Genomic DNA, 20,932 nt, shown 5'->3' on the forward strand with positions numbered 1-20,932 from the left:
CCTTAAATTTTACGAGCGGTGTTAATTACATTGACTCCATTAAAACGTGCGGTGGAACTGCCGTGCGAAACGGCGCTCACCTGTTCCGGTTGCCCTTTCCCGTCAAAGAAAGAGCCGCCCAGGCGAAAATCGCGTTCATCACAGATTTTCACACATGAGTTCCAGAACTCCTGCGTATTCGACTGGTAGGCCACGTCTTTCAGCATGCCTGTAATTTCGCCGTCTTTGATCTCATAAAACAGCTGTCCGCCAAACTGGAAGTTATACCGTTGCTGATCAATAGAGAACGAACCGTCACCAATAATATAAATTCCTTTTTTCACATCTTTGATCATCTCTTTCACCGAAAGGGGCTCCTTACCCGGTGCAAGGGAAACATTGGGCATGCGCTGGAACTGTACCGAGCTCCAACTGTCGGCGTAGCAGCATCCGTGTGACTCGTTTTCCCCTAAAATATGCACCTGGTCACGAATGGCCTCGTAGTTGACCAGCGTACCGTCTTTCACCAGGTCCCAACGTTTGGTTTTCACCCCTTCGTCGTCCCAGCCTACGGCGCCCAGCGAGCCTTCCCGGGTTTTGTCGGCATAGAGTGTCACCTGCGGGCTTCCGTAATTGAAATTCCCTGATTTGAGCTTGTCGAGCGTAGCAAAAGAAGTGCCTGCAAAGTTGGCTTCATAGCCCAGCACGCGGTCCAGCTCAAGCGGGTGCCCCACTGACTCGTGGATGGTGAGCCACAAATGCGAGGGATCCAGCACCAGGTCATATTTGCCGGCCTCCACCGACTTGGCAGAAAGCTTTTCTTTGGCCTGCTGTGCAGCGGCCACCACATCTTCCAGCATATCGTACCCTTTGTTATACCGGGTGGTGATGCCGGTTATCTTATCGGCCGGGTTGGTCTGCAGGTAATCGTAACCCATACCCATGGGAGCGCTCAGCGACTGGCGGGTCTCAAATTTCCCGGTTTTGGGATCAATGCAGGTCACCGCAAAAATGGGCCACATGCGGTGAACATCCTGGTCAATATACGAGCCGTCAGAAGAGGCAAAGTATTTCTGCTCATTCACCATGAACAGGATGGAGTTCACGTAATTGGCTCCGTTCTTCAGCGCCGCGTCATTGACGCCCAGCAACAGGTCTACCTTTTCCTGGATAGGCACTTCAAACGCATTTCGCCCGATAGGGGCTTTCCAGCTGACTTCACCAAAGCCTTTTTGCGGAGCCAGGATAACCGGGCTCTTCATCAGCCGCGCATTGGCCCGGGCAATAGCCACGGCCTCTTCAGCGGCCCTGGCGGTGTCTTTTTCGGTTTTGGCGTCTACAATGGCGGCAAAACCCCAGCAACCATCGGCAATCACCCGTACGCCCACCCCGTATGATTCGGTATTGACGATGTTCTGTACCTTGTCTTCCCGCGTGATCACATACTGGTTAAGGTAACGCCCGATGCGCACATCGGTATAGGTAGCGCCCTTTGACTTTGCCGCGTTCAGCGCAGCATCAGCCAGGCGTTTTTTCACGGCCACGTCTACCCCCGAATCCAGGAAAGATTCTGGAGATACCGCATGGCCCAGGACAGGAATCATCATCATTCCGCCGATTCCCATTCCTGACAGCTGGATAAAGTCTCTTCTTTTCAATGTTTTATTGTTTAACAGGTAAAGGTATAAATATAAGTATGCTTTTTCATGTATAAAAGCCTTCAGCAATATGCTTTTACGGCAGCAGAGGGCTAACGCCTGAAAACGTCGCCGCCACCGGCCGGAAGCATATTGCTGAAGGCAGATGCCTTATACGGCATCCGATAAGCTGGAAAACGTAAAATCACGGATCTTCAGCGGCGGAATCATGCTTCCTCCTACCCGCACCGATTTACCCACGGCCTCCACGTTATTCAGCATAATTACGGGGCTTTCGTTAAAGCGGAAGTTCTTGATCGGGTGCTTGATCTTACCGTCTTCAATATAAAATGTTCCGTCTCTCGTCAGGCCCGTATACAGCTGGGTTTGCGGGTCTACTGCCCGGATGTACCAGAAGCGGGTAACCAGGATACCTTTCTTGGTCCCTTTGATCAGATCGGCCAGTGACTCGTTTCCGCCTTCCATAATAAATCCAAACGGAGGCGGAAGGTCTTTAACACCCTGCTTCTGCGCCCAGAAACGGGAGTAAGCCAGGTTTTTCACTACTCCTTTTTCTACCCAGGTGGTTTTTTCCCTCGGACGGCCGTCCATGAAAAATCCTGATTTCGGGATATCCGGATGGGCAGGATCGGAAATAATGGTTACCCGCTCGTCAAAAAGCTTTTCGCCCAAACGGGTACCTCCTCCTTTCTTACTCAGGAAACTCCGGCCTTCATCAGCATTACGGGCATCAAAGCTACGCATCATGTTCTGAATGAGCTCTGCTCCTGCTACCGGCTCAAGGATCACCGTATATTTACCCGGCTCCAATGCCACCGCTCCTTTCGAAGCCAGGGCTTTCTGGGCGGCCACCTCGGTAGAGGCTCCCGCATTCAGCTTGCTGACATCGTTGTAATCCTGAATAGCGTACCCTGAACCCAATCCGTCATCTGTTCTTACCGTAACCGAAAAATCTACCGAAGTAGAACGGTTGTAGGCAAACAATCCTTTGCTGTTTCCCATGGCCATGAACCCGGCAGAGTCTTCCAGGTACCCGGCAGAGGTCAGGTTCCTCTTTTTGCATATCTCGATGCTGTCAAGGGCTGCTTTCGCACGGTATTCCGGGTCTATGGCCGCCGTAGAGGCTGCATACGTTGCCTCTACGTCGATATACTGCTGAGGCCCCAGCATAGGTACATATTCAGGATTTTCAGGAGCAAGCCGCGCAATCTCTTCTGCCCGGCGTACGGTTTTTTCGAGCGACTGATCATCAAATTCATTGATGGTAGCGGTACCTGAACGCTTACCAAAAACGGAGGTAACGGCCAGCGAGAGATTGGTAGATTCCCCGCTGGTAGAGACGGTATTGCGTGCATACCGGATATTCCCGGTCTTGCTGCCGTTCAGGCTTACTGCGGTTTCATCGGCTTTAGCAAACGACAAAACCTTATCTATAATTTTCTTTGCTTCTTCTTTGCTTAAAATTGCCATGATCGTTTAGATTTTTCGTCCGGTATTAATAACATTTACGCCGTTAAAACGGGTAGTGGAGCAACCGTGCGACACGGCACTAACCTGCGAGGGTTGTCCTTTCCCGTCAAAAAACGATCCGAACGTACGGTAATCATCCTTGTCACAGATCTGGGCACAGGAGTTCCAGAATTCCTGGGTATTCGATTGGTAGGCCACGTCATCGAGCATCCCGGCAATCTCGCCGTTTTTGATCTCATAGAACAGCTGCCCGCCGAACTGGAAGTTATAACGCTGCTGGTCAATGGAATAAGAACCGCGACCGATAATATAAATGCCTTTCTCCACGCCTTTGATCATTTCGTGCACATTCAGCTTCTGCTTGCCGGGCTGCAGCGATACATTCGGCATACGCTGAAACTGTACCGAGCTCCAGTCGTCGGCATAGCAGCATCCGTGCGATTCTTTCTCACCCAATATGCCTACCTGGTCGCGGGTAGCCTGGTAGTTCACCAGTATACCGTCTTTGATGAGATCCCATTGCTTGCAGGGAACGCCCTCATCGTCATACCCTACACATCCCAATGTATGCGGCTGGGTCTTATCGGCTACAATATTCACCAGCGGGCTTCCGTAGTTGAACGACTTTGACCGCCATTTGTCAAGCGTGGCAAAGCTGGTTCCGGCATAGTTGGCTTCGTAGCCCAGCACCCTGTCGAGCTCGGTAGGGTGACCCACCGACTCATGAATGGTCAGGCCCAGGTGATTCGGATCCAGCACCAGGTCATATTTACCGGGCTCTACCGATTTGGCCGTTACTTTCTCTTTCGACTGCTTAGCGGCCAGGATGGCATCTTCTGTCATATCGTACGAGTTACGATACCCCACCAGGCCGTTAGGTCCGGCAATTTTCTCTGAGGCCAGCCCGTCCAGGTATTCATACCCCATACCCATAGGTGAGCTGAGAGCATCACGTGTCTTGAATTTCCCGGCGGCCTTATCTACTACGGTTACGGTAAAAGTAGGCCAGATCCGGTGGATATCCTGGTCAATATACGAGCCGTCTGTAGAAGCAAAATACTTCTGCTCATTGATCTGGAAAAGGTTAGAGGTTACAAAGGCCGCACCGTTTTGCATGGCCTGGTTGTTAACATTCAGCAGCAGGTCTATTTTTTCCTGAACAGGCACCTGGAATGCATTCTTTCGGATGGGAGTATTCCAGACTACCTCTCCTACGCCCTTCTGAGGAGCCAGGTTTACGGGTTCGGTCTGGATACGGGAGTTAGCTCTGGCAATGGCCACCGCCGTTTCGGCACATCTGGCCACACCGTCGGTGGTGACGTCACTGGTGGCGGCAAATCCCCACGTGCCGTTGACAATCACCCGGATACCTACGCCATACGACTCGGCATTGGCGATGTTCTGCACATTTTTTTCCCGTGTAAAAAGGTATTGCTGCAGGTAGCGGCCTATCCGTACGTCAGAATAGGTAGCTCCTTTGGCCCTGGCGGCATTCAGCGCCACATCAGCCAGTCGTTTTTTGAGGGCCCGGTCAGCGGCAGGCTCCAGCAGCTCCTCGAGGGTCACCGGCCGGCCGATCACAGGAATAGAAGATCCCAGAATGGCGCCCACGCCCATCCCGGACCATTGAATAAAGTCCCGTCTCTTCATAGTCATTTTGGGTTGTTAAAGAATACTTAAAAGTATCAACAAAGATGCAAATAGCTGCACATTTCCGGGAGAAAAAAATAATCTGAAAGATGAAAGCCGTGTTTTGGTAGATCAGGGCGTAATTTCAATACCTGCCAATTCCCGGTGGACAACACTACGGGCTACATTTGCATGGTACTCGGAAATGACCTTTTCGTGGATACCCGGGTAGATCCGCCGGTCCCTGAATTTCGATTTGCTTTTGTAATATGTTTCGTGAGTAACTTCCGTGAAGCCTTCGGGGGTTTCTCTGAGGCTGATGAACTGGCTTCCTTCTGAGGCGCCTTTTTTCATATAGCATATCTGCAGGCTTTTATGCAAATCATCTATCGCCACCACTTTATGGGCTACAGCCAGCTTGTAAAGCCCTTTCAGCAAGCGTAACTGGATAAAGATGATCTGGCCCGCTTTCATACCTCCATACGGGGCATCGGCATATACCAGGGGTTTTTCTGCAGAATCAAAAAGCACACCGAACGAGACCAGCTTTCCGCCCCAGCACTGTTTGGGGCTGCTGTTGCGATAGGCATCCCACACCTCATCGGGCCGTGCTTTTACCAGGAAGGTCTTGGTATTTTTGGAATACCCCCCGCCCTCAGCGAAGCAGGCCGTTTCCAGTCCGTTAAAATCTTTCTGGGACGACAGGTGGTTTTCCGTCATCAGCTTGCGTACTTTCCGCTGCTTTATCCGGGAGAAATCAATGAGCTGACCTTCGGCAGAAACCACAAGACAGAGCAGAATACAACAAACCAATAATTTAATCATGAAGAGGTAAGATTCGGGACAGGCAAGGTGCTTATCCCTTATACCCCGGTAAAATATTCATAATATTAAATATTTTATTTTTGAAATCCAATTTTCTAACCGAAATTTTAACGACTGCTTTCTTTTCCTTCAAAACTTTCCAATTCTTTTTTTACTTCTTCCAGTAACTGCTTTTCAGTGGGAAGGTAGAGCTCATATTGGCTGGCAATGATCTGTTTTTGGTTTTCCGGCAATGTAAAGCGAACCACCGTATCGTTTTTGCCTGCACATAGCAGAATCCCTATCGTCGGATTTTCATGCGGCAGTTTTTCTACGCGGTCATAGTAATTGACATACATTTGAAGTTGTCCTATATGCTGGTGGGTGAGCCGGGTTGTTTTAAGCTCTATAATCACAAAACACTGCATTAAGCGGTTATAAAAGACCAGGTCAGCAAAAAACTCATCCCCTTCCAGGTGTATTCTTTTTTGCCTTGCCACAAACGAAAAACCGTTGCCCAGCTCTAATAAAAAATCCTGTAAGTGTGAAAGGATAGCCCCTTCCATGTCTTTTTCATAAAAGGAAGATTCTCTTTTTAATCCTAAAAACTCCAGAACCATCGGATCTTTGATGATTTCGCGGGCATCGGAGGGCTGCTTCTCATTTTTGGCAATTGCCAATATACTTTCCTTGTCATTGCTTAGTAAGAGGCGTTCATACAAACTACTCTGAATCTGTCGCTCTAGTTGCCGGGAAGTCCAGTTATTCTTTACCGACTCTGTAATATAAAATACTCTTTTATCTTCGTTATCAATACTTAAAAGTAGTTTATATTGGGTCCAGCTCAATTGTGTCCGCAGTGCAGACACAATTGGGAAAGTACGGTAAAACTGTCTGTACCAATTTAATTGTCGGTAAGAAAAACCACTTCCAAATTCAGGTTGAAGCTGTTCGGAAAGAAATCTTATCAGGTACGTTCCATAATCTGCCCGGTCTTGTCCCTTTTGCTCTTCCTCAAAGATGCGTTTGCCAATATGCCAGTACATCAGTGTTCGCTGGTGGTCAACAGCACGAATTGCTTTTTCTTTCGATTCGGCAATAATGGATCTGATATCAGTTATGACGGATGGATGAATAAGCATGTTTTAATTGTTTAAGTTGCCCTGCAAAGGTATGAACTAATCTGTCGTCTCTTCTGAATCGTGGATAAGATTTGACAAGGTAAATTCCAGGGAATAAAAAAAAATCCCGTAACGGCCGCCACGGGATTTTTCACTAAAAAGTGCCTGTTTACACGTTAAACCGGAAATGCATCACATCGCCGTCCTGAACTATGTATTCTTTTCCTTCGATACGCAGCTTGCCGGCATCACGGCAGCCCGCTTCGGTTTTGTATTTGATCCTGTCGTCAAAAGAGATCACTTCGGCCTTGATAAATCCTTTTTCAAAATCAGTATGAATCACGCTGGCCGCCTGCGGCGCTTTCCAGCCCTTACCGATAGTCCATGCCCGCACTTCCTGAACACCGGCCGTAAAATAAGTAGCCAGGTTCAGCAGCTTGTAGGCCGACCGGATCAGCTTGTTCAGCCCCGGCTCTTCCATATTGTATTCGGCAAAAAACATGGCTTTATCCTCCGGGTCATCCATTTCGGCAATCTGCGCCTCAATGCTGTTATTCAGCACAATCAGCTCGGCTCCTTCTTCATCTGCTACTTTTTTTAAGGCCTCCGAGTACGGATTACCGGTATGCATAGACGCCTCATCTACGTTTGCCACATAGAGCGTGGGCTTTACCGTCAGCAGGAAGAGGTCACTAACAGCCACCAGCTGCTCTTTGGTCAGGCCCATTCCACGCACATTCTTTCCCTGCTCCAGCCACTGCTTCACCGACTCCAGCACGTCAAGCTCAAACTTTGCCTGGGCATCTCCGCCCACCCGGGCCTGCTTCTGAATCCGCTGGATCTTCTTTTCTACCGATTCCAGGTCTTTCAGCTGAAGCTCGGTATCAATAATTTCTTTATCGGAAACCGGGTTAATCGCTCCTTCCTCACGCAATACATTTTCATCTTCAAAACACCGGACTACATGAATAATGGCGTCTACCTCACGGATGTTACCGAGAAATTTATTTCCCAGCCCTTCTCCGCGGGAGGCCCCCTTCACCAGGCCGGCAATATCAACAATCTCTATCTGCGTAGGAACAATTTTATTGGGGTTTACCAGCTCAGCCAGCTGGTCCAGCCGCTCGTCAGGAACGTCAACCAGGCCCACGTTGGGGTCAATGGTACAGAACCTGTAATTGGAGGCCTGCGCCTTCGCACTAGTGGAAACTGCATTGAATAAAGTGGATTTGCCTACATTGGGTAAACCAACGATCCCTGCCCTTAAAGCCATACGATTCTAAATTTTTTCGCAAAATTACGCTTTTTAGGCGCAAGTTGCTTGGGTTTTTGTAAATTCGTTTTTTTGTGCAGAGGTTTAACCACCCCGGCAGAAAAACAAAAAAACAAATTTACCCAAAAAGTACTTCCCCTACGGCAGCTTCAGGCTATCCGGCCTCCTGGCCGGCAAAGTACGCTCCAGCTTTTCCATATTGATGAGCGAGTCGTTACGAAAACGATTCTTGTAGGCCATGATCGAGTCTATCTCAGCGGTGTTCAGGCTATCGATGCCGGTTTCTTCTACCTCATACGAAGAGCAGCCCAGGTATTCTTTCTGAATTTTTACGGCAGGCTTAGGGAAAGGCCCCGCTACATAACCCAGCGATTTGTCAGAATAAACGCTGTTCATAAATATACCGAAAACCGGTAGCGCTGCTTTGCTTCCTTCTCCCATGCTTCCTTTAAAATGGATACTCCGGTCATCGCCTCCTACCCAAACACCGCACACCAGGTCTTTGGTAAAGCCCACATACCAGGCATCAGAGTTATTAGAGGTGGTACCGGTTTTCCCCGCTACCTGTCCGCCGTTTCTGAAAAGGGCATTGTAATTAAATAACCGTTTGCCGGTACCGCCCGGCTCTTCCACATTTCCGCGCAGCATATACTGCATTAAATAGGCCGATTCAGGGCGAATGGCCTGGTGTTCTGCCGGCTTAAACTCGGCCAGCACTTTGCCGTTACTGTCTTCTATTTTAAATACCAGGATGGGCTCGCGGTAGGTACCTTCGTTCAGGAAGATCCCATAAGCTGCTACCAGCTCGTAGAGCGATACGTCTGACGTACCCAGCCCGATAGACGTCACATTATCAAGCGGAGAGGTAATTCCCATCTTTTTGGCATATTCAATCACACCTTTGGGCTTCATCTCACCGGTCAGCTGTACGGCTACCGTGTTTATGGAGCGGGCCAGCGCCGACCTTAACGTAAGATTGGCTCCCGAATAAACCCCGTTGGCATTGCGGGGGCGCCATACTTTCTCTACCCCGTCTTCTTTCCATTTGAACTCCACCATCTTGTCCTGGCGCCGGTCGCAGGGGCCCAGATCCAGCGGACCGTCTATAGCCGCCGTATACACCACCGGCTTGAAAACCGAGCCGGGTTGCCGCCTGCCCTGCCGTACATGGTCATATTTGAAATGGTCGAAGTCTACCCCGCCCACCCAGGCCTTGATAAACCCGGAGTACGGATCATACGCCATCATTCCCGCCTGGAGGAAGCGCTTATAATACCGGAGAGAATCCATATGGCTGATCTCCTGCTCTATAGGGCCTTTCCAGCTGAACAGCTTCATCCGCATGGGTTTGTTCATATAATAGTTGATCGAATCCAGGTTACCGGCATATTTCGCTTCCAGCTGCTGGTAAAAACGGGTTCTTTTGGCAACCGTTTCAATAAAATTCGGGATCTCCTCCCCGTTCTCGTACGTCCACGGGTTTTTGTCTTTCCATTGGGCATCAAACTCGCGCTGCAGCATGCGCATATGGGTTTCCATGGCTGATTCGGCATAAACCTGCATCCTCGAGTCAATGGTGGTATGTATTTTCAGCCCGTCACGATAAATATCAATGTCGATATCTTTCTCTTTGGCCCACTTTTCAATTTGCCTGGCCAGTGCCACCTTAAAATAGTTACCAAGGCCGTCGCTGGCATCTTCAATATTCACATCCAGCTTAATATCCTTCTCCATCAGCTTTTCAGCCTCTTTGGCGTCGAGGTCACCGCTTTGCACCAAGCGGCCCAGCACGGTATTCCGCCTGCGCTTCGAGTTTTGCGGGTTCCGGATCGGGTTATAATAGGTTGTGGCCTTCTGCAGTCCGACCAAAACGGCAGACTCCGATGCATCCAGCTTATCCGGTGTCTTGTTAAAATAGGTTTTGGCGGCCGTTTTGATACCGAAGGCGTTATTCCCGTAATCCACGGTATTGAGATACATGGTAGCGATCTCGCCTTTGGTGAAGCGTTTTTCCAGCTGAATGGCCGTAATCCATTCCTTGGCTTTATAAATGAGGGTACCCAGTAACGGGATATGGTAGAGCACGCCCCGCATTTCCTTCCGCCGGGTATTGTACAGGTTTTTGGCCAGCTGCTGCGAAATGGTACTTCCGCCGCCGCGGTCGGCATCACCGGTCAGCACCCCTACCGCCACACTGGCCATACGCCGGATATCAATACCCGAATGCCGGTCAAAACGCTTATCTTCAGTAGCAATCAGCGCACTGAACATCCAGGGAGAAATATCCGAGCTGTCTACCGCCGAACGGTTCTCCGTAAAAAACTTCCCGATCAGCTCGCCGTCAGACGAGTAAATAGAAGAAGACTGGTTCATCTTGGGATTCTGCAGGGCTTCAATACTGGGCATGCCGCCCGTGAGCCATAAGAAATTGGTGCGCAGCTGCAGGTAAAACCCTATCGCCAGAACCAGGGCCAGGAACGTAAATTTATAAATATTCCGGATCACGGGGTAGTATTTCCCGGTCTCGTCCAGGTGCCCGAAAAGAAAACGGCTCAGCGCCCTCCTTCCCTTGTAATAGAATTGTATGCCTGCATTTACCCGCTGCTCTCCCAATGCATTTACCAGCAAGATCCGTATCGCATTACTTATCTTCGCTGTTATATTCCGCAAAAAATCTCTGAACCTCTGAATCACGTGTTAGACGCTTTCTTATCTGTAACCGAACCTGCTCCAAAATTATAGCAATAAATTTAATTTCAAATCAAATTGACTTTTAAATATGAAATAGTGGGCCGGGCCGGCAGAGCTCTCCGGCGCAAGACTCCACGTATATGTCGCCACTCACGGTCTGCCGGCACTATCCACCCGGTACTATCTTTTCAACAAATCCTTTAAATACTGCGTAAAAAGGTTATTTTTGTTCCAAAAAACGCTGGTATGTCCGAGAATATTCTGGAAGTCAGGAATGTAGTAAAAAATTATGCTAATCATCGCGCACTGGATAATGTAAGCCTCACCGTGCCTAAAGGAGTTATTTACGGGCTTTTAGGGCCGAACGGGGCCGGGAAAACTTCTCTTATACGGATCGTCAACCAGATCACAGGCCCGGATGAAGGCACTGTCCTGTTTGACGGACACCCCCTGGCAGAAAACAATATTTATGATATCGGTTATCTTCCGGAAGAAAGAGGGCTTTATAAAAAAATGAAGGTGGGCGAACAGCTGCTCTACCTGGCCCGCCTCAAAGGGCTGACCCGGGAAGACGCCATGGAAAAGCTGAAAGAGTGGTTTATCAAATTCGATATCAAAACCTGGTGGGATAAAAATGTGGAAGACCTCAGCAAGGGGATGCAGCAGAAGATACAATTTGTAGCCACGGTGCTTCATCAACCCAGGCTGATCATCCTTGACGAGCCCTTTTCAGGATTTGACCCCATCAATGCCAACCTCATTAAAGACGAAATCCTCGAACTGAAGGAGAAAGGCTCCACCATTATCTTCTCTACACACCGCATGGAATCGGTGGAAGAGCTTTGCGACTATATCGGCCTGATCAACAAATCAAAAAAAGTGCTGGAAGGCCGGAAAACGGATATCAAGCAGCAATTCAAGCCCAATACCTTTTCACTGGATTTCACGGGTATCCTGAGCGGCGACAATTCTACTTTCCGGGTACAAAAAAGCCGTACCAACCCGGAGGGCGTAGTTTCAGCTACCATAGAAGCCCTGCCGGGGCATACGTCTAACGACATCCTGAAAGAGCTGGTTGACCGTGTGCACGTCATTTCTTTCCGCGAAGACGTGGCTTCTATGAACGATGTTTTCCTTAAATCCGTAAAATTCTGACAAACCCATGAAAAATATCCTGCTCATCATACAAAGAGAATACCTGACCCGTGTCAGAAAAAAATCATTTATTGTGATGACCATCCTCGGTCCGGTGCTGGTTGGTCTTATGTATGCCGGGATTTTCTGGGCGGCCATGTCTTCCATAAACCAGAAAAAAATAGAAATCCTGGATCAAAGCGAGTTGTTCCACGACAAATTCAAAAACTCTTCTTCCTATATTTATGAATACAAGAAAGGAGATATCGACAGCCTGAAGAATGCCCTGAAGCAATCGGGTGCCGATGCCCTTGTGTATATTCCCGCCCATATTTTTGAAAACCCCGGCTCAGTAAAGATTTACAGTGAGAAAGGGGTTTCGCTGGAGTTACAGGGCCGTATTGAAGAAGAGATTGAAAATGAGATAGAAAATATTAAGCTCACCCAGGCCGGTATCACCCGGAGCACCCTTGAAAGCGCCAAGGTAAAAGTTTCTGCAGAAACCATCAGCCTGAAAGCCGGTGAAGAGAAAAAAAGCAGCGCTACGGCTGCTTCGATCATCGGGGGAATCTCCGCTTTCCTGATCTATATGGCCGTATTTATCTACGGAGCGCAGGTCATGCGGAGCATAACGGAAGAAAAAACCAGCCGCATCGTGGAAGTCCTGATCTCTTCCGTAAAGCCTTTCCAGCTGATGATCGGCAAAATAGTAGGTGTAGCCCTGGTAGGACTGACCCAGTTTGGGTTGTGGATCATCCTGACCGCCGCCATCACCAGCTTTGGAGGGAAGCTGATGACCAACCGGGTAAAAGCCGTTCCCGAAAGCCTGACCATGCAAATGGGTAACCTGCCTCCGGAAGCAAAAGATGCCCTGCAGAACCAGTCTACCGGTGCCGATGCCATCATCAAAGTTATGGATGCCATCTCCACCCTGCCGGTAGGTACGATTATACTCTGCTTCATCCTGTATTTTATAGGCGGGTACCTGCTGTACAGCTCTCTTTTCGGAGCCGTAGGCTCTGCGGTAGACAGCGAAACCGACACCCAGCAGTTTATGCTGCCTATCACTATTCCCATCATTGCTTCGTTTGCCATTGCCCAGATCGTGATACGGGACCCCTACAGCCCGCTGGCCGTCTGGGCCTCCATGATTCCTTTCACCTCCCCCATTATCATGATGGTTCGTATACCTTTCGGTGTGCCGGCCTGGCAGATCGTCCTTTCCGTAACCTTACTGATTGGAGGCTTTATCTTCACTACCTGGCTGGCTTCGAGGATCTACCGGGTGGGTATCCTGATGTACGGAAAGAAGATCACCTGGAAAGAATTGGGGAAATGGCTTTTCTATAAAACATAAAACGGATGTATCAAAAATCGATAAAAAACGCCCTTCAGGCTGGAAGTTTATCAATAAAGTTATAATTTGTCCCCGATTTATTAAAAAACCCAAAGACTATGAGCCAAAACGCATTGGAAAATAATGTCGAATTAGACCGTATTCAAAATTTCTCAGGAAAGTATCCCAAGCAGATCTGGTCGCTTTTCTTCTCCGAAATGTGGGAACGTTTCTGTTTCTACGGTATGCGGGGCATGCTCACTTTCTTCATGGTTCATGAGCTGCTTTTTGACGAAAAAGCAGCCCAGCTGCAGTACGGTGCCACCCAGGCCTTCGTGTACGCTTTTACGTTTATCGGCGGACTCTTCGCCGATAAAATTTTAGGGTTTAAGAAATCGCTCTTCTGGGGCGGTATCCTGATGATCACCGGGAGCCTCATCCTGGCCATTGATCCCAAAGCGTTTTTCTTCCTGGGCATCAGCTTTACGGTGATTGGCACCGGTTTCTTTAAGCCCAATATCTCTACCATGGTAGGTGCTTTATACAAGCCCGGCGATGTACGGCGCGATGCCGGTTTTTCTCTCTTTTATTCGGGCATTAACCTCGGGGCCGTGCTTGGCGGGTACATCTGTGTAGCCGTAGGAAAGGGAACCATGCTCACCTCGCTGGTGCCGGCAGATAAAACATGGAACGTGGCCTTCGGGTTCGCGGCATTGGTGATGACCATCAGCCTGATCACCTTCTTATTTACGAAGAAAAACCTGGGCCCCATAGGCGAAAGTCCGTTTGCCTTAAAAGGTCTGCAGGCCAAACCCTGGTACGATTATGCCGTATATGCCGGCGCGCTGGCGTGTATTCCCATCATCATGACCATGGTTTCCAAAACACAATATACCGACTGGTTCATGTATACCATAGGCCCGGCCGTGCTGCTTTACCTTTTGTTTGAAATGAGGAGGTATTCAGCCGGTGAAAACAAGAAGCTGATAGCCGCCCTGGTATTTATCCTGTTTTCCATCCTGTTCTGGGCGTTTTTTGAACAGAGCGGAGGTTCGCTCAGCATCTTTGCCGCTTCCAACCTCGACAACAAGCTGCTGGGCTTCATGACCCTTGATCCCAATTCTGTCAATAACTCGGCCAATGCTTTCTTTGTGATTATACTGGCATGGCTGGCCGGCTTAATCTGGATAGCGCTGGCTAAAAAGAAAATTGAGCCCAATACCGTAGTCAAGTTCGGGCTGGCGTTCATCTTCCTGAGTATTGCTTTTTACATCCTCTACGCCACCCGGTTTTATGCCAATGACCTGGGGATTACCTCTTTGAATGTATTTACCCTGGCCTACCTGGTTATGACGCTGGGAGAGCTCTGCCTGTCGCCGATCGGGCTTTCTATTATGACCAAGCTGGCCCCGGCCAAGCTTCAGGGCATGATGATGGGCATGTGGTTTCTGGCTACCGCCTACGGCCAATACGTAGCCGGGATTTTGGGCGCCGGTATGAGCACCGCCGATAACGACGCCCCGGCCATGGATAAGCTTATGGCCTTTACCGCAGGATACCAGCAGCTGGCCATCTATGCGTTGATTGCGGGGGTAGTGCTGATTGTTATTTCCCCGATAGTGCGAAAACTGATGGGAGAAGTGAAGTAAGTGAAAAGATAAAAACGAAAAGTTAAAAGTTGCGGAACATTATCTTTTACTAATGTTCCATAACTTTTATCTTTTCACTTTTAACTTTTATCTTTTAACTCCATCCCCCTCACCCTCCTGCCTTCTTCGCCTTGTACCCTTCCTTCAGCAAAAAGGCCAGCAGCTTGTCCCTGTGGTCTCCCTGGATAAGAATTTCAGCATCTTTGGCGCTGCCACCGCTGCCGCAGGCATTCTGAAGCTTCTTCTTTAAAGCCTGCAGGTCCTCGTCTTTTCCTGTAAAGCCGGTCACCCGGCTGACCACCTTCCCGCCACCCTTGCGGTCGAGCCATATTTTCAGCTCCTGGCGGCTGTTTTCCGGGGTTTCGGTCTCCTCTTCAAAAGAGTCAAATACGTAATCGGGGTTCGTGGAGTATACCACTCCGCCTTTATTTTTTTTCATGCCCTTACCGATTTATACCGTTATTACATGCAATGCTTTTTCTAAAATTTTTACTTCTACCGTAGAGGTATCCAACGTATGCGATTCACCGTCAATATGGATCCGGTTATCGGAAATACCGGTAAATACGCACTCTTTGAAACGGTAGGTTCTGAAATACGGGAATGTGCCCAGCTTTTTCCGGATCAGCCTCCACCCCAACGCAGCAAAGCGCGAGCGGGGATGCGGCAGGATCATGGCACAATCGAGGTAGCCGTCGTCAGGAGTAGCCTCCGGGGCAATGTATGCATCGTTCCCGAACTGGCCCGCATTGGCAAAAGTGACGGAGAAAAACTCCAGCCGCTGTCCTTCCTTTTCCAGGCTGACGGGTTGATACGAAAAATAATTCCGGAAGATAATCTTCACGTAATTCCACAGGCCCCGGGAATGTTCCCCTTTCGCAAAATCATATGCGCAGAGGGCATCAAAGCCGATCCCGGCCGTGCAGAAAAACAGTTTGTTATTGAGCAGACCTACATCTATGGTCCGTACTTTTCCTTTCCGGATCACTTCCAGCGCCCTTTCCGGCTGCAGCGGTAGTCCCAGGTCGCGGGCCAGGCCGTTTCCCGAGCCTGACGGAACAATACCCAGCCGGGCCGCCGTACCGGTCAGCAGTGAAGCTATATCGTTTACCGTGCCGTCGCCACCGGCCACCACAAAATCCTGAACGCCCTCTGCAAGGTATTTTTTCACCTGTTCATTCCTACCCTCCAGATTTTCCAGGAAAACCACCTCATGATCTTCCCATTTCTTCAGAATGGCCCTCTTACTGACTCTTTTTGCTCCTCCTCCCGCCACAGGATTTAATATAAATACGATCGTTGGCTTGTTCAATTTAAATCGATATATTTGAAATTCATTTTTCCGGATACAAAAATGAGGAAACTATTTCTAATATTTGCTGCTCTGACGCTAACTTTTACATTGGCGGCCCAGGATAAGTCAGCGATACTGGACGTCCTGAAACGCCAGGAAAACCAATGGAACAGCGGCAATATAGAGGGTTTTATGGAAGATTACTGGAAATCGCCCGAGCTGAAATTTATCGGGAAAAACGGAGTAACCAAAGGCTGGGAGGCGACCAAAGAGCGCTACCTGCGCACCTATCCCGACCGCGCCACCATGGGCACCCTGTCTTTTGACATCCAGGAGGTTGATTTCCATTCCGACCGGGCGGCCTGGGTATTGGGAAAATGGGCGCTAAAACGGCCCGAAAAGGGAGACACCGGCGGATATTTCACCCTTATTTTCAAAAAAATAGAGAACAGGTGGGTCATTGTAAGTGACCACACCAGCTAACCATATAAAATTTTACAGATCAAATGAGCAAAAAAATTGCGGTAGGCACCCGGTACGAACATGAATTCAGGTTTTCACAAGACGATGTAGTGGCATTTGCCAACCTCACCGGTGATCACAATCCCATTCACCTGGACGCCGCCTATGCCGCTACCACCAAATTTAAATCCCCTATCATTCACGGGCATTTAAGCAGTAGTGTGTTTACCCGCTTTTTAGGCATGGGAGAACCCGGAGGGCCCGGCTCTATCTACATGAAGCAGGAAACCGAATACCTGAGGCCCATGTACGTGGATACAGACTATATAGTGATTTTTGAGGTAGCAGAGGTAGATCCTGTAAGGCATATTGCCAGAATATCTACCCAGATAAAAAATAAAGAAACAGGGAAAGTGACGATCCGTGGAATTGGAACGCTGATGAACGAAACCCACTATTAATGAAAAAGGCCGGATTCCCTGAAAGAATCCGGCCCGGACATCTCCTTACTTGTTGTTCTTGATCTCCTGTACTTCGACCCTCGTGGCTTTAGCAAAAGCTGCTATATCCTGCAGGCCTTTTCTTATGCGGGTACCGGCAGCACCGTTACCTTTGTCATAAAATTTCTCAAAGTCGTCTTTAAGATCAGTCACCAGACTTAAAAGTTCTGAATACTTATTCATTGTTTCGCGGAGTTTGTAATTTAACAATTATTTGATTCACATCGCTAAAATACTACTATTCTTATAATATCTGTACTTAAAGCAGGTTTTTTTGCGCAAAATCTATGATTTCAGTATACTTCAGGAGGCTATTATCCTCAATCTACGCATTTCTGTACTGGCCATCGGTCAGTTTCTGCTTCACGATCTCAAAATGCTTCATGGTATATTCCACGTCTTCCAGGGTATGTGCAGCCGTAGGAATCACCCGCAGCAGGATAACACCCTTAGGTACCACAGGGTAAACAATGATGGAGCAGAAGATTCCCATATTCTCCCGGAGGTCACGGATAAGGTTGGTCACTACCGGCAGATCATACTCACCCTGAAGGAATACGGGAGTTACCGGCGAGGTGGTCACACCGATATCAAAACCCCGCTCCCGGAAACCGTTCTGAAGCGCATTTACAATTTCCCAAAGCTTATCTTTATATTCCGGATGCTTTTTGATCAGCTCCAGCCGTTTCATACCGGCTTTTACAAAAGGCATTGGCAGCGCTTTGGCGTAGGTCTGTGAACGCATGTTGTACTTCAGGTACATGATCACTTCTTTTTTAGCCGCCACAAATGCACCGATAGCCGCCATAGACTTGGCAAAAGTACAGAAATGGATATCCACTTCATCCTGAACACCAAAATGCTCGGGAACACCCGCCCCGGTTTTTCCCATAGTACCAAAGCCGTGGGCGTCATCTACTAGCAAACGGAAATGAAATTTCTTCTTCAGCTCCACAATCCGGTCCAGTGCACCCACCGCGCCTGACATACCGAACACACCTTCGGTAATCACCAGTATGCCGCCGTTGTTCTCTTCTGCCGCTTTGGCCGCCCGGATCAGGTTTTTCTCCAGGCTTTCCATATCGTTGTGCCTGAAAGTATAGGTTTTTCCGCCTTTGGCCCGGTGAAGCCGGATACCATCAATAAGGCAGGCATGCGATTCGGCATCGTATACAATCACATCATGAATATCCACCAGTGCCTCAATGGCTGACATAAAGCCCTGGTAGCCGTAATTCAGAAGAAAAGCATCTTCTTTTCCTACAAACTGCGCCAGCTGCTGCTCAAATTCTTCGTGCAGATCGGTATTACCCGTCATCATCCGGGCACCCATAGGGTACGCCAGGCCGTATTCGGCAGCCGCCTGGGCGTCAGCTTCCCGTACTTCAGGATGGTTGGCCAGGCCCAGGTAGTTGTTCAGCGACCAGTTCAGCATTTTCTTGCCGTTGAAATACATGTAGGGACCCAGCTCACCTGAAAGCTTGGGAAAAGAATAATAATGATGTGAATAATGGGCATGAGAGCCGATAGGCCCCATGTTTTTCACTACTTTCTCAAAGATATCTGATGCCATATTTGGAAAACTATTTTAAATTATAACGCTTTTAATTCTGATATTATCTTCCGCGGATCGGCCGCACTGAAAACAAAGCTGCCGGCTACCAGCACATCAGCACCGGCACTGACCAGCCTTGCACCGGTCTCCAGGTTCACTCCGCCGTCAATCTCGATCAGGGCAGAGGCATTTTTCCGGAGGATCAGCTCTTTCAGCCGGGCTGTTTTTTCTACCGCATTTTCTATAAACTTCTGCCCGCCAAAACCGGGGTTCACCGACATAAGCAAAACCAGGCCGGCATCCTGTATTACATCTTCCAGCACCGAAACGGGCGTTCCGGGGTTCAGCACTACTCCTGCACGGCAACCGGCCTCCCTGATCTGGTAGATCGTACGGTGAATATGCGGGCAGGCCTCCCAATGCACCGAGATGGTCTCTGCACCCGCCCTGGCAAATGTTTCCACATATTTTTCGGGCTGTACAATCATCAGGTGCACGTCCAGCGGCTTCCTGGCATGCTTTGCAATGGCCTCGGTCACGGGTACGCCAAAACTGATATTCGGTACAAACACGCCGTCCATAATATCAATATGGAACCAGTCGGCATCCGAATCATTGATCAATTCAATGTCACGCTGAAGATTAGCAAAATCTGCCGCCAAAACCGACGGCGCAAGGATAGGCATGAGTAATGAAGATATTAAACGCCGCAAATTTCGCAATTTTTTAAGGGAAATAAAAGAAATATATCACTTTTGGAATACAGTTCATACACAAGACACAGATCAGGCCGGTTTACGCTGTACGGAGTACTGCCGGTCATCCGGGTAAAGCGGGTCGCCTGTCCTGATCATCTGTATTTCATACGCCTCATCACTCGGTTCAAAATTAGCGCGGTAACAATATTCGGTGTATTTTTGCAGGGATTAAGCAGTAACATGACAAAGAAAATAGAAAACCTCACCCCCGGCCAGATCGTGGCCGAACTGGATAAATACATCATCGGTCAGACCGAAGCCAAAAAGAATGTGGCCATTGCCCTCCGGAACCGTTGGCGCCGGATGAACGCCCCGGCCGATATCCAGCAGGAGATCATCCCCAACAACATCCTGATGATCGGCTCTACCGGAGTAGGTAAAACGGAGATTGCCCGAAGACTGGCCAAAATAGCCGAAGCACCATTCACCAAGGTAGAAGCCTCCAAATTTACCGAAGTGGGCTACGTGGGCCGCGATGTGGAAAGCATGGTACGCGACCTCGTGGAGCAGAGCATCAACATGGTCAAATCTACCAAAAAAGAAGAAGTGAAGCTCAGGGCCCAGGAGGCCGTGGAAGATAAGATCCTGAATATTCTCATTCCACCGGTTACCCAAAAGAACCCGGACCTGCTGCAGGATGGAAAGACCGAATCTGAAATTAACCAGGAAACCCGTGAGGCCTTCCGTGAGAAGCTGCGGAAAGGTGATCTCGACCACCGGAAGATAGAAATTGACATAGCGCAGGTCTCTGCGGCACCTATCGGCGTAATGGGCGGACCCATTGATGAGGTGTCTATGATGAATATCCAGGAAATGATCGGCGGAATGATGCCCAAAAACAAGAAAAAACGGAAGGTTACTATTGAAGAAGCCCGGAAAATCCTGCTGGAAGAAGAGTCGGCCAAGCTGATCGACATGGACGAAGTAAAAGAAGAAGCCATTTGGAAAGCCGAAAACCTGGGGATCATCTTCATTGATGAAATCGACAAGGTGGCTTCATCAGGAGGCAAATCGGGTCCTGACGTTAGCCGGGAAGGTGTTCAGCGCGACCTCCTGCCGATTGTTGAAGGCAGCACGGTCAATACCAAGCACGGCTCGATCAAAACCGATCACATCCTTTTTATTGCAGCCGGGGCGTTTCATGTATCCAAGCCCTCTGATCTGATCCCCGAGCTCCAGGGGCGGTTCCCTATCCGGGTAGAGCTGGAATCCCTGACCGAAGCCAACTTCCTGCAGATTCTCCAGACCCCGAAAAATGCGCTGACCAAGCAATACAAAGCCATGCTGGAAGCCGAAGACGTGACACTCGCTTTCCACGAAGACGCCCTGAAAGAAATGGCTGCCATTGCATACCAGGCCAATACCGAAATGGAGAATATCGGGGCGAGAAGGCTGCAGACTGTAATGTCATTGCTCCTGAACGATATCCTGTTTGACGTTCCGGAACGAATCGCCGCGGGCACTTCCCTGGAAATCACCCGCGATATGGTGAAGGAAAAGCTGGGCAACCTGGTCAAAAATAAAGATTTAAGCCAGTATATCCTTTAAAGATACTTAGTACGCCGTCTTTCTGTAAATTTTAGCCGGGCTGGGTGTCCTCATCGGGTTCCCTACCAGAC

18 protein-coding genes are annotated in these 20,932 nt (G+C 49.1%); 6 read left to right on the forward strand and 12 right to left on the reverse strand.

Annotated elements, in window-relative coordinates:
* Nucleotides 1-2 precede the first annotated feature (2 nt).
* From AB2U10_RS03290 to AB2U10_RS03320, 7 genes are all read right to left on the reverse strand, one after another.
* The gene (locus AB2U10_RS03290; protein WP_367914166.1) at nucleotides 3-1,637 is read right to left on the reverse strand and encodes a TldD/PmbA family protein; all 1,635 of its coding nucleotides are present in this window, start codon (nucleotides 1,635-1,637) and stop codon (nucleotides 3-5) included.
* Between the two features lie 150 nt (nucleotides 1,638-1,787).
* Nucleotides 1,788-3,107: a TldD/PmbA family protein gene (locus AB2U10_RS03295; protein ID WP_367914167.1), complete on the reverse strand. Its 1,320-nt coding sequence runs from the start codon at nucleotides 3,105-3,107 to the stop codon at nucleotides 1,788-1,790.
* Nucleotides 3,108-3,113: 6 nt separating this feature from the next.
* Nucleotides 3,114-4,757 carry a TldD/PmbA family protein gene (locus AB2U10_RS03300; protein ID WP_367914168.1) on the reverse strand — a complete coding sequence of 548 codons (1,644 nt, stop codon included), beginning with the start codon at nucleotides 4,755-4,757 and terminating at the stop codon, nucleotides 3,114-3,116.
* A 111-nt stretch (nucleotides 4,758-4,868) separates the two neighbouring features.
* Nucleotides 4,869-5,561, reverse strand: a complete 693-nt coding sequence (locus AB2U10_RS03305; RefSeq protein ID WP_367914169.1) for a hypothetical protein — start codon at nucleotides 5,559-5,561, stop codon at nucleotides 4,869-4,871.
* A 107-nt stretch (nucleotides 5,562-5,668) separates the two neighbouring features.
* Nucleotides 5,669-6,682: a PDDEXK nuclease domain-containing protein gene (locus AB2U10_RS03310; RefSeq protein ID WP_367914170.1), complete on the reverse strand. Its 1,014-nt coding sequence runs from the start codon at nucleotides 6,680-6,682 to the stop codon at nucleotides 5,669-5,671.
* A gap of 148 nt (nucleotides 6,683-6,830) precedes the next feature.
* Nucleotides 6,831-7,934 (reverse strand): redox-regulated ATPase YchF, encoded by a 1,104-nt coding sequence (gene ychF / locus AB2U10_RS03315; protein WP_367914171.1) that lies wholly within the window; start codon nucleotides 7,932-7,934, stop codon nucleotides 6,831-6,833.
* A 138-nt stretch (nucleotides 7,935-8,072) separates the two neighbouring features.
* Nucleotides 8,073-10,562, reverse strand: a complete 2,490-nt coding sequence (locus tag AB2U10_RS03320) for a transglycosylase domain-containing protein (protein ID WP_493820157.1) — start codon at nucleotides 10,560-10,562, stop codon at nucleotides 8,073-8,075.
* Between the two features lie 309 nt (nucleotides 10,563-10,871).
* Between AB2U10_RS03320 and AB2U10_RS03325 the strand changes: the two genes are divergently transcribed.
* The 3 genes from AB2U10_RS03325 (at nucleotide 10,872) to AB2U10_RS03335 (ending at nucleotide 14,744) form a co-directional block, all read left to right on the forward strand.
* Nucleotides 10,872-11,780 (forward strand): ABC transporter ATP-binding protein, encoded by a 909-nt coding sequence (locus AB2U10_RS03325; protein ID WP_367914173.1) that lies wholly within the window; start codon nucleotides 10,872-10,874, stop codon nucleotides 11,778-11,780.
* Nucleotides 11,781-11,787: 7 nt separating this feature from the next.
* Entirely contained in the window at nucleotides 11,788-13,116 is a 1,329-nt protein-coding gene (locus AB2U10_RS03330; RefSeq protein WP_367914174.1) for an ABC transporter permease, read from the forward strand.
* Between the two features lie 113 nt (nucleotides 13,117-13,229).
* Nucleotides 13,230-14,744, forward strand: a complete 1,515-nt coding sequence (locus tag AB2U10_RS03335; RefSeq protein ID WP_367914175.1) for a peptide MFS transporter — start codon at nucleotides 13,230-13,232, stop codon at nucleotides 14,742-14,744.
* Between the two features lie 109 nt (nucleotides 14,745-14,853).
* Here the strand turns inward: AB2U10_RS03335 and AB2U10_RS03340 are convergent, their stop codons facing one another.
* Together AB2U10_RS03340 and AB2U10_RS03345 are read right to left on the reverse strand one after the other, a co-directional pair.
* On the reverse strand, nucleotides 14,854-15,183 hold the full coding sequence (locus AB2U10_RS03340; protein WP_367914176.1) for a translation initiation factor: 330 nt from the start codon (nucleotides 15,181-15,183) through the stop codon (nucleotides 14,854-14,856).
* A gap of 12 nt (nucleotides 15,184-15,195) precedes the next feature.
* Nucleotides 15,196-16,056 carry a diacylglycerol/lipid kinase family protein gene (locus AB2U10_RS03345; protein WP_367914177.1) on the reverse strand — a complete coding sequence of 287 codons (861 nt, stop codon included), beginning with the start codon at nucleotides 16,054-16,056 and terminating at the stop codon, nucleotides 15,196-15,198.
* Between the two features lie 42 nt (nucleotides 16,057-16,098).
* On the opposite strand from AB2U10_RS03345, the gene AB2U10_RS03350 reads away from it, so the two are divergent.
* Together AB2U10_RS03350 and AB2U10_RS03355 are read left to right on the forward strand one after the other, a co-directional pair.
* Nucleotides 16,099-16,521 (forward strand): YybH family protein, encoded by a 423-nt coding sequence (locus AB2U10_RS03350; protein ID WP_367914178.1) that lies wholly within the window; start codon nucleotides 16,099-16,101, stop codon nucleotides 16,519-16,521.
* 23 nt (nucleotides 16,522-16,544) lie between these two features.
* Nucleotides 16,545-16,961, forward strand: coding sequence for a MaoC family dehydratase (locus AB2U10_RS03355; protein ID WP_367914179.1), 417 nt, complete (start codon nucleotides 16,545-16,547; stop codon nucleotides 16,959-16,961).
* A gap of 45 nt (nucleotides 16,962-17,006) precedes the next feature.
* Here AB2U10_RS03355 and AB2U10_RS03360 read toward each other — a convergent pair whose 3' ends face one another.
* The 3 genes from AB2U10_RS03360 to rpe all read right to left on the reverse strand — a co-directional run bounded on the left by AB2U10_RS03360 (nucleotide 17,007) and on the right by rpe (nucleotide 19,241).
* The gene (locus tag AB2U10_RS03360; protein ID WP_367914180.1) at nucleotides 17,007-17,183 is read right to left on the reverse strand and encodes a BF3379 family histone-like protein; all 177 of its coding nucleotides are present in this window, start codon (nucleotides 17,181-17,183) and stop codon (nucleotides 17,007-17,009) included.
* A 142-nt stretch (nucleotides 17,184-17,325) separates the two neighbouring features.
* Entirely contained in the window at nucleotides 17,326-18,573 is a 1,248-nt protein-coding gene (locus AB2U10_RS03365; protein ID WP_367914181.1) for an aminotransferase class I/II-fold pyridoxal phosphate-dependent enzyme, read from the reverse strand.
* 20 nt (nucleotides 18,574-18,593) lie between these two features.
* A complete protein-coding gene (rpe, locus tag AB2U10_RS03370; RefSeq protein ID WP_367914182.1) occupies nucleotides 18,594-19,241 on the reverse strand; it encodes a ribulose-phosphate 3-epimerase in 648 nt (215 codons plus the stop codon).
* Nucleotides 19,242-19,493: 252 nt separating this feature from the next.
* Here rpe and hslU point away from each other — a divergent pair, with 252 nt between their 5' ends.
* Complete coding sequence (gene hslU / locus AB2U10_RS03375; protein ID WP_367914183.1) at nucleotides 19,494-20,861, forward strand: ATP-dependent protease ATPase subunit HslU; 1,368 nt, start codon at nucleotides 19,494-19,496, stop codon at nucleotides 20,859-20,861.
* The last annotated feature ends 71 nt before the right edge of the window (nucleotides 20,862-20,932 follow it).

It is taken from the genome of Leadbetterella sp. DM7, from assembly GCF_040829825.2.
In the GTDB taxonomy this organism is placed as follows: Bacteria; Bacteroidota; Bacteroidia; order Cytophagales; family Spirosomataceae; genus Leadbetterella.

Excerpts from the sequence above, each read along its gene's own strand:
- AB2U10_RS03305 (WP_367914169.1), bottom strand. The coding sequence starts at position 5,561 with ATGATTAAATTATTGGTTTGTTGTATTCTGCTCTGTCTTGTGGTTTCT.
- AB2U10_RS03330 (WP_367914174.1), top strand. The coding sequence starts at position 11,788 with ATGAAAAATATCCTGCTCATCATACAAAGAGAATACCTGACCCGTGTC.
- AB2U10_RS03310 (WP_367914170.1), bottom strand. The coding sequence starts at position 6,682 with ATGCTTATTCATCCATCCGTCATAACTGATATCAGATCCATTATTGCC.
- AB2U10_RS03350 (WP_367914178.1), top strand. The coding sequence starts at position 16,099 with ATGAGGAAACTATTTCTAATATTTGCTGCTCTGACGCTAACTTTTACA.
- AB2U10_RS03300 (WP_367914168.1), bottom strand. The coding sequence starts at position 4,757 with ATGAAGAGACGGGACTTTATTCAATGGTCCGGGATGGGCGTGGGCGCC.
- AB2U10_RS03355 (WP_367914179.1), top strand. The coding sequence starts at position 16,545 with ATGAGCAAAAAAATTGCGGTAGGCACCCGGTACGAACATGAATTCAGG.
- ychF (WP_367914171.1), bottom strand. The coding sequence starts at position 7,934 with ATGGCTTTAAGGGCAGGGATCGTTGGTTTACCCAATGTAGGCAAATCC.
- rpe (WP_367914182.1), bottom strand. The coding sequence starts at position 19,241 with ATGCCTATCCTTGCGCCGTCGGTTTTGGCGGCAGATTTTGCTAATCTT.
- AB2U10_RS03325 (WP_367914173.1), top strand. The coding sequence starts at position 10,872 with ATGTCCGAGAATATTCTGGAAGTCAGGAATGTAGTAAAAAATTATGCT.
- hslU (WP_367914183.1), top strand. The coding sequence starts at position 19,494 with ATGACAAAGAAAATAGAAAACCTCACCCCCGGCCAGATCGTGGCCGAA.
- AB2U10_RS03360 (WP_367914180.1), bottom strand. The coding sequence starts at position 17,183 with ATGAATAAGTATTCAGAACTTTTAAGTCTGGTGACTGATCTTAAAGAC.
- AB2U10_RS03340 (WP_367914176.1), bottom strand. The coding sequence starts at position 15,183 with ATGAAAAAAAATAAAGGCGGAGTGGTATACTCCACGAACCCCGATTAC.
- AB2U10_RS03295 (WP_367914167.1), bottom strand. The coding sequence starts at position 3,107 with ATGGCAATTTTAAGCAAAGAAGAAGCAAAGAAAATTATAGATAAGGTT.
- AB2U10_RS03365 (WP_367914181.1), bottom strand. The coding sequence starts at position 18,573 with ATGGCATCAGATATCTTTGAGAAAGTAGTGAAAAACATGGGGCCTATC.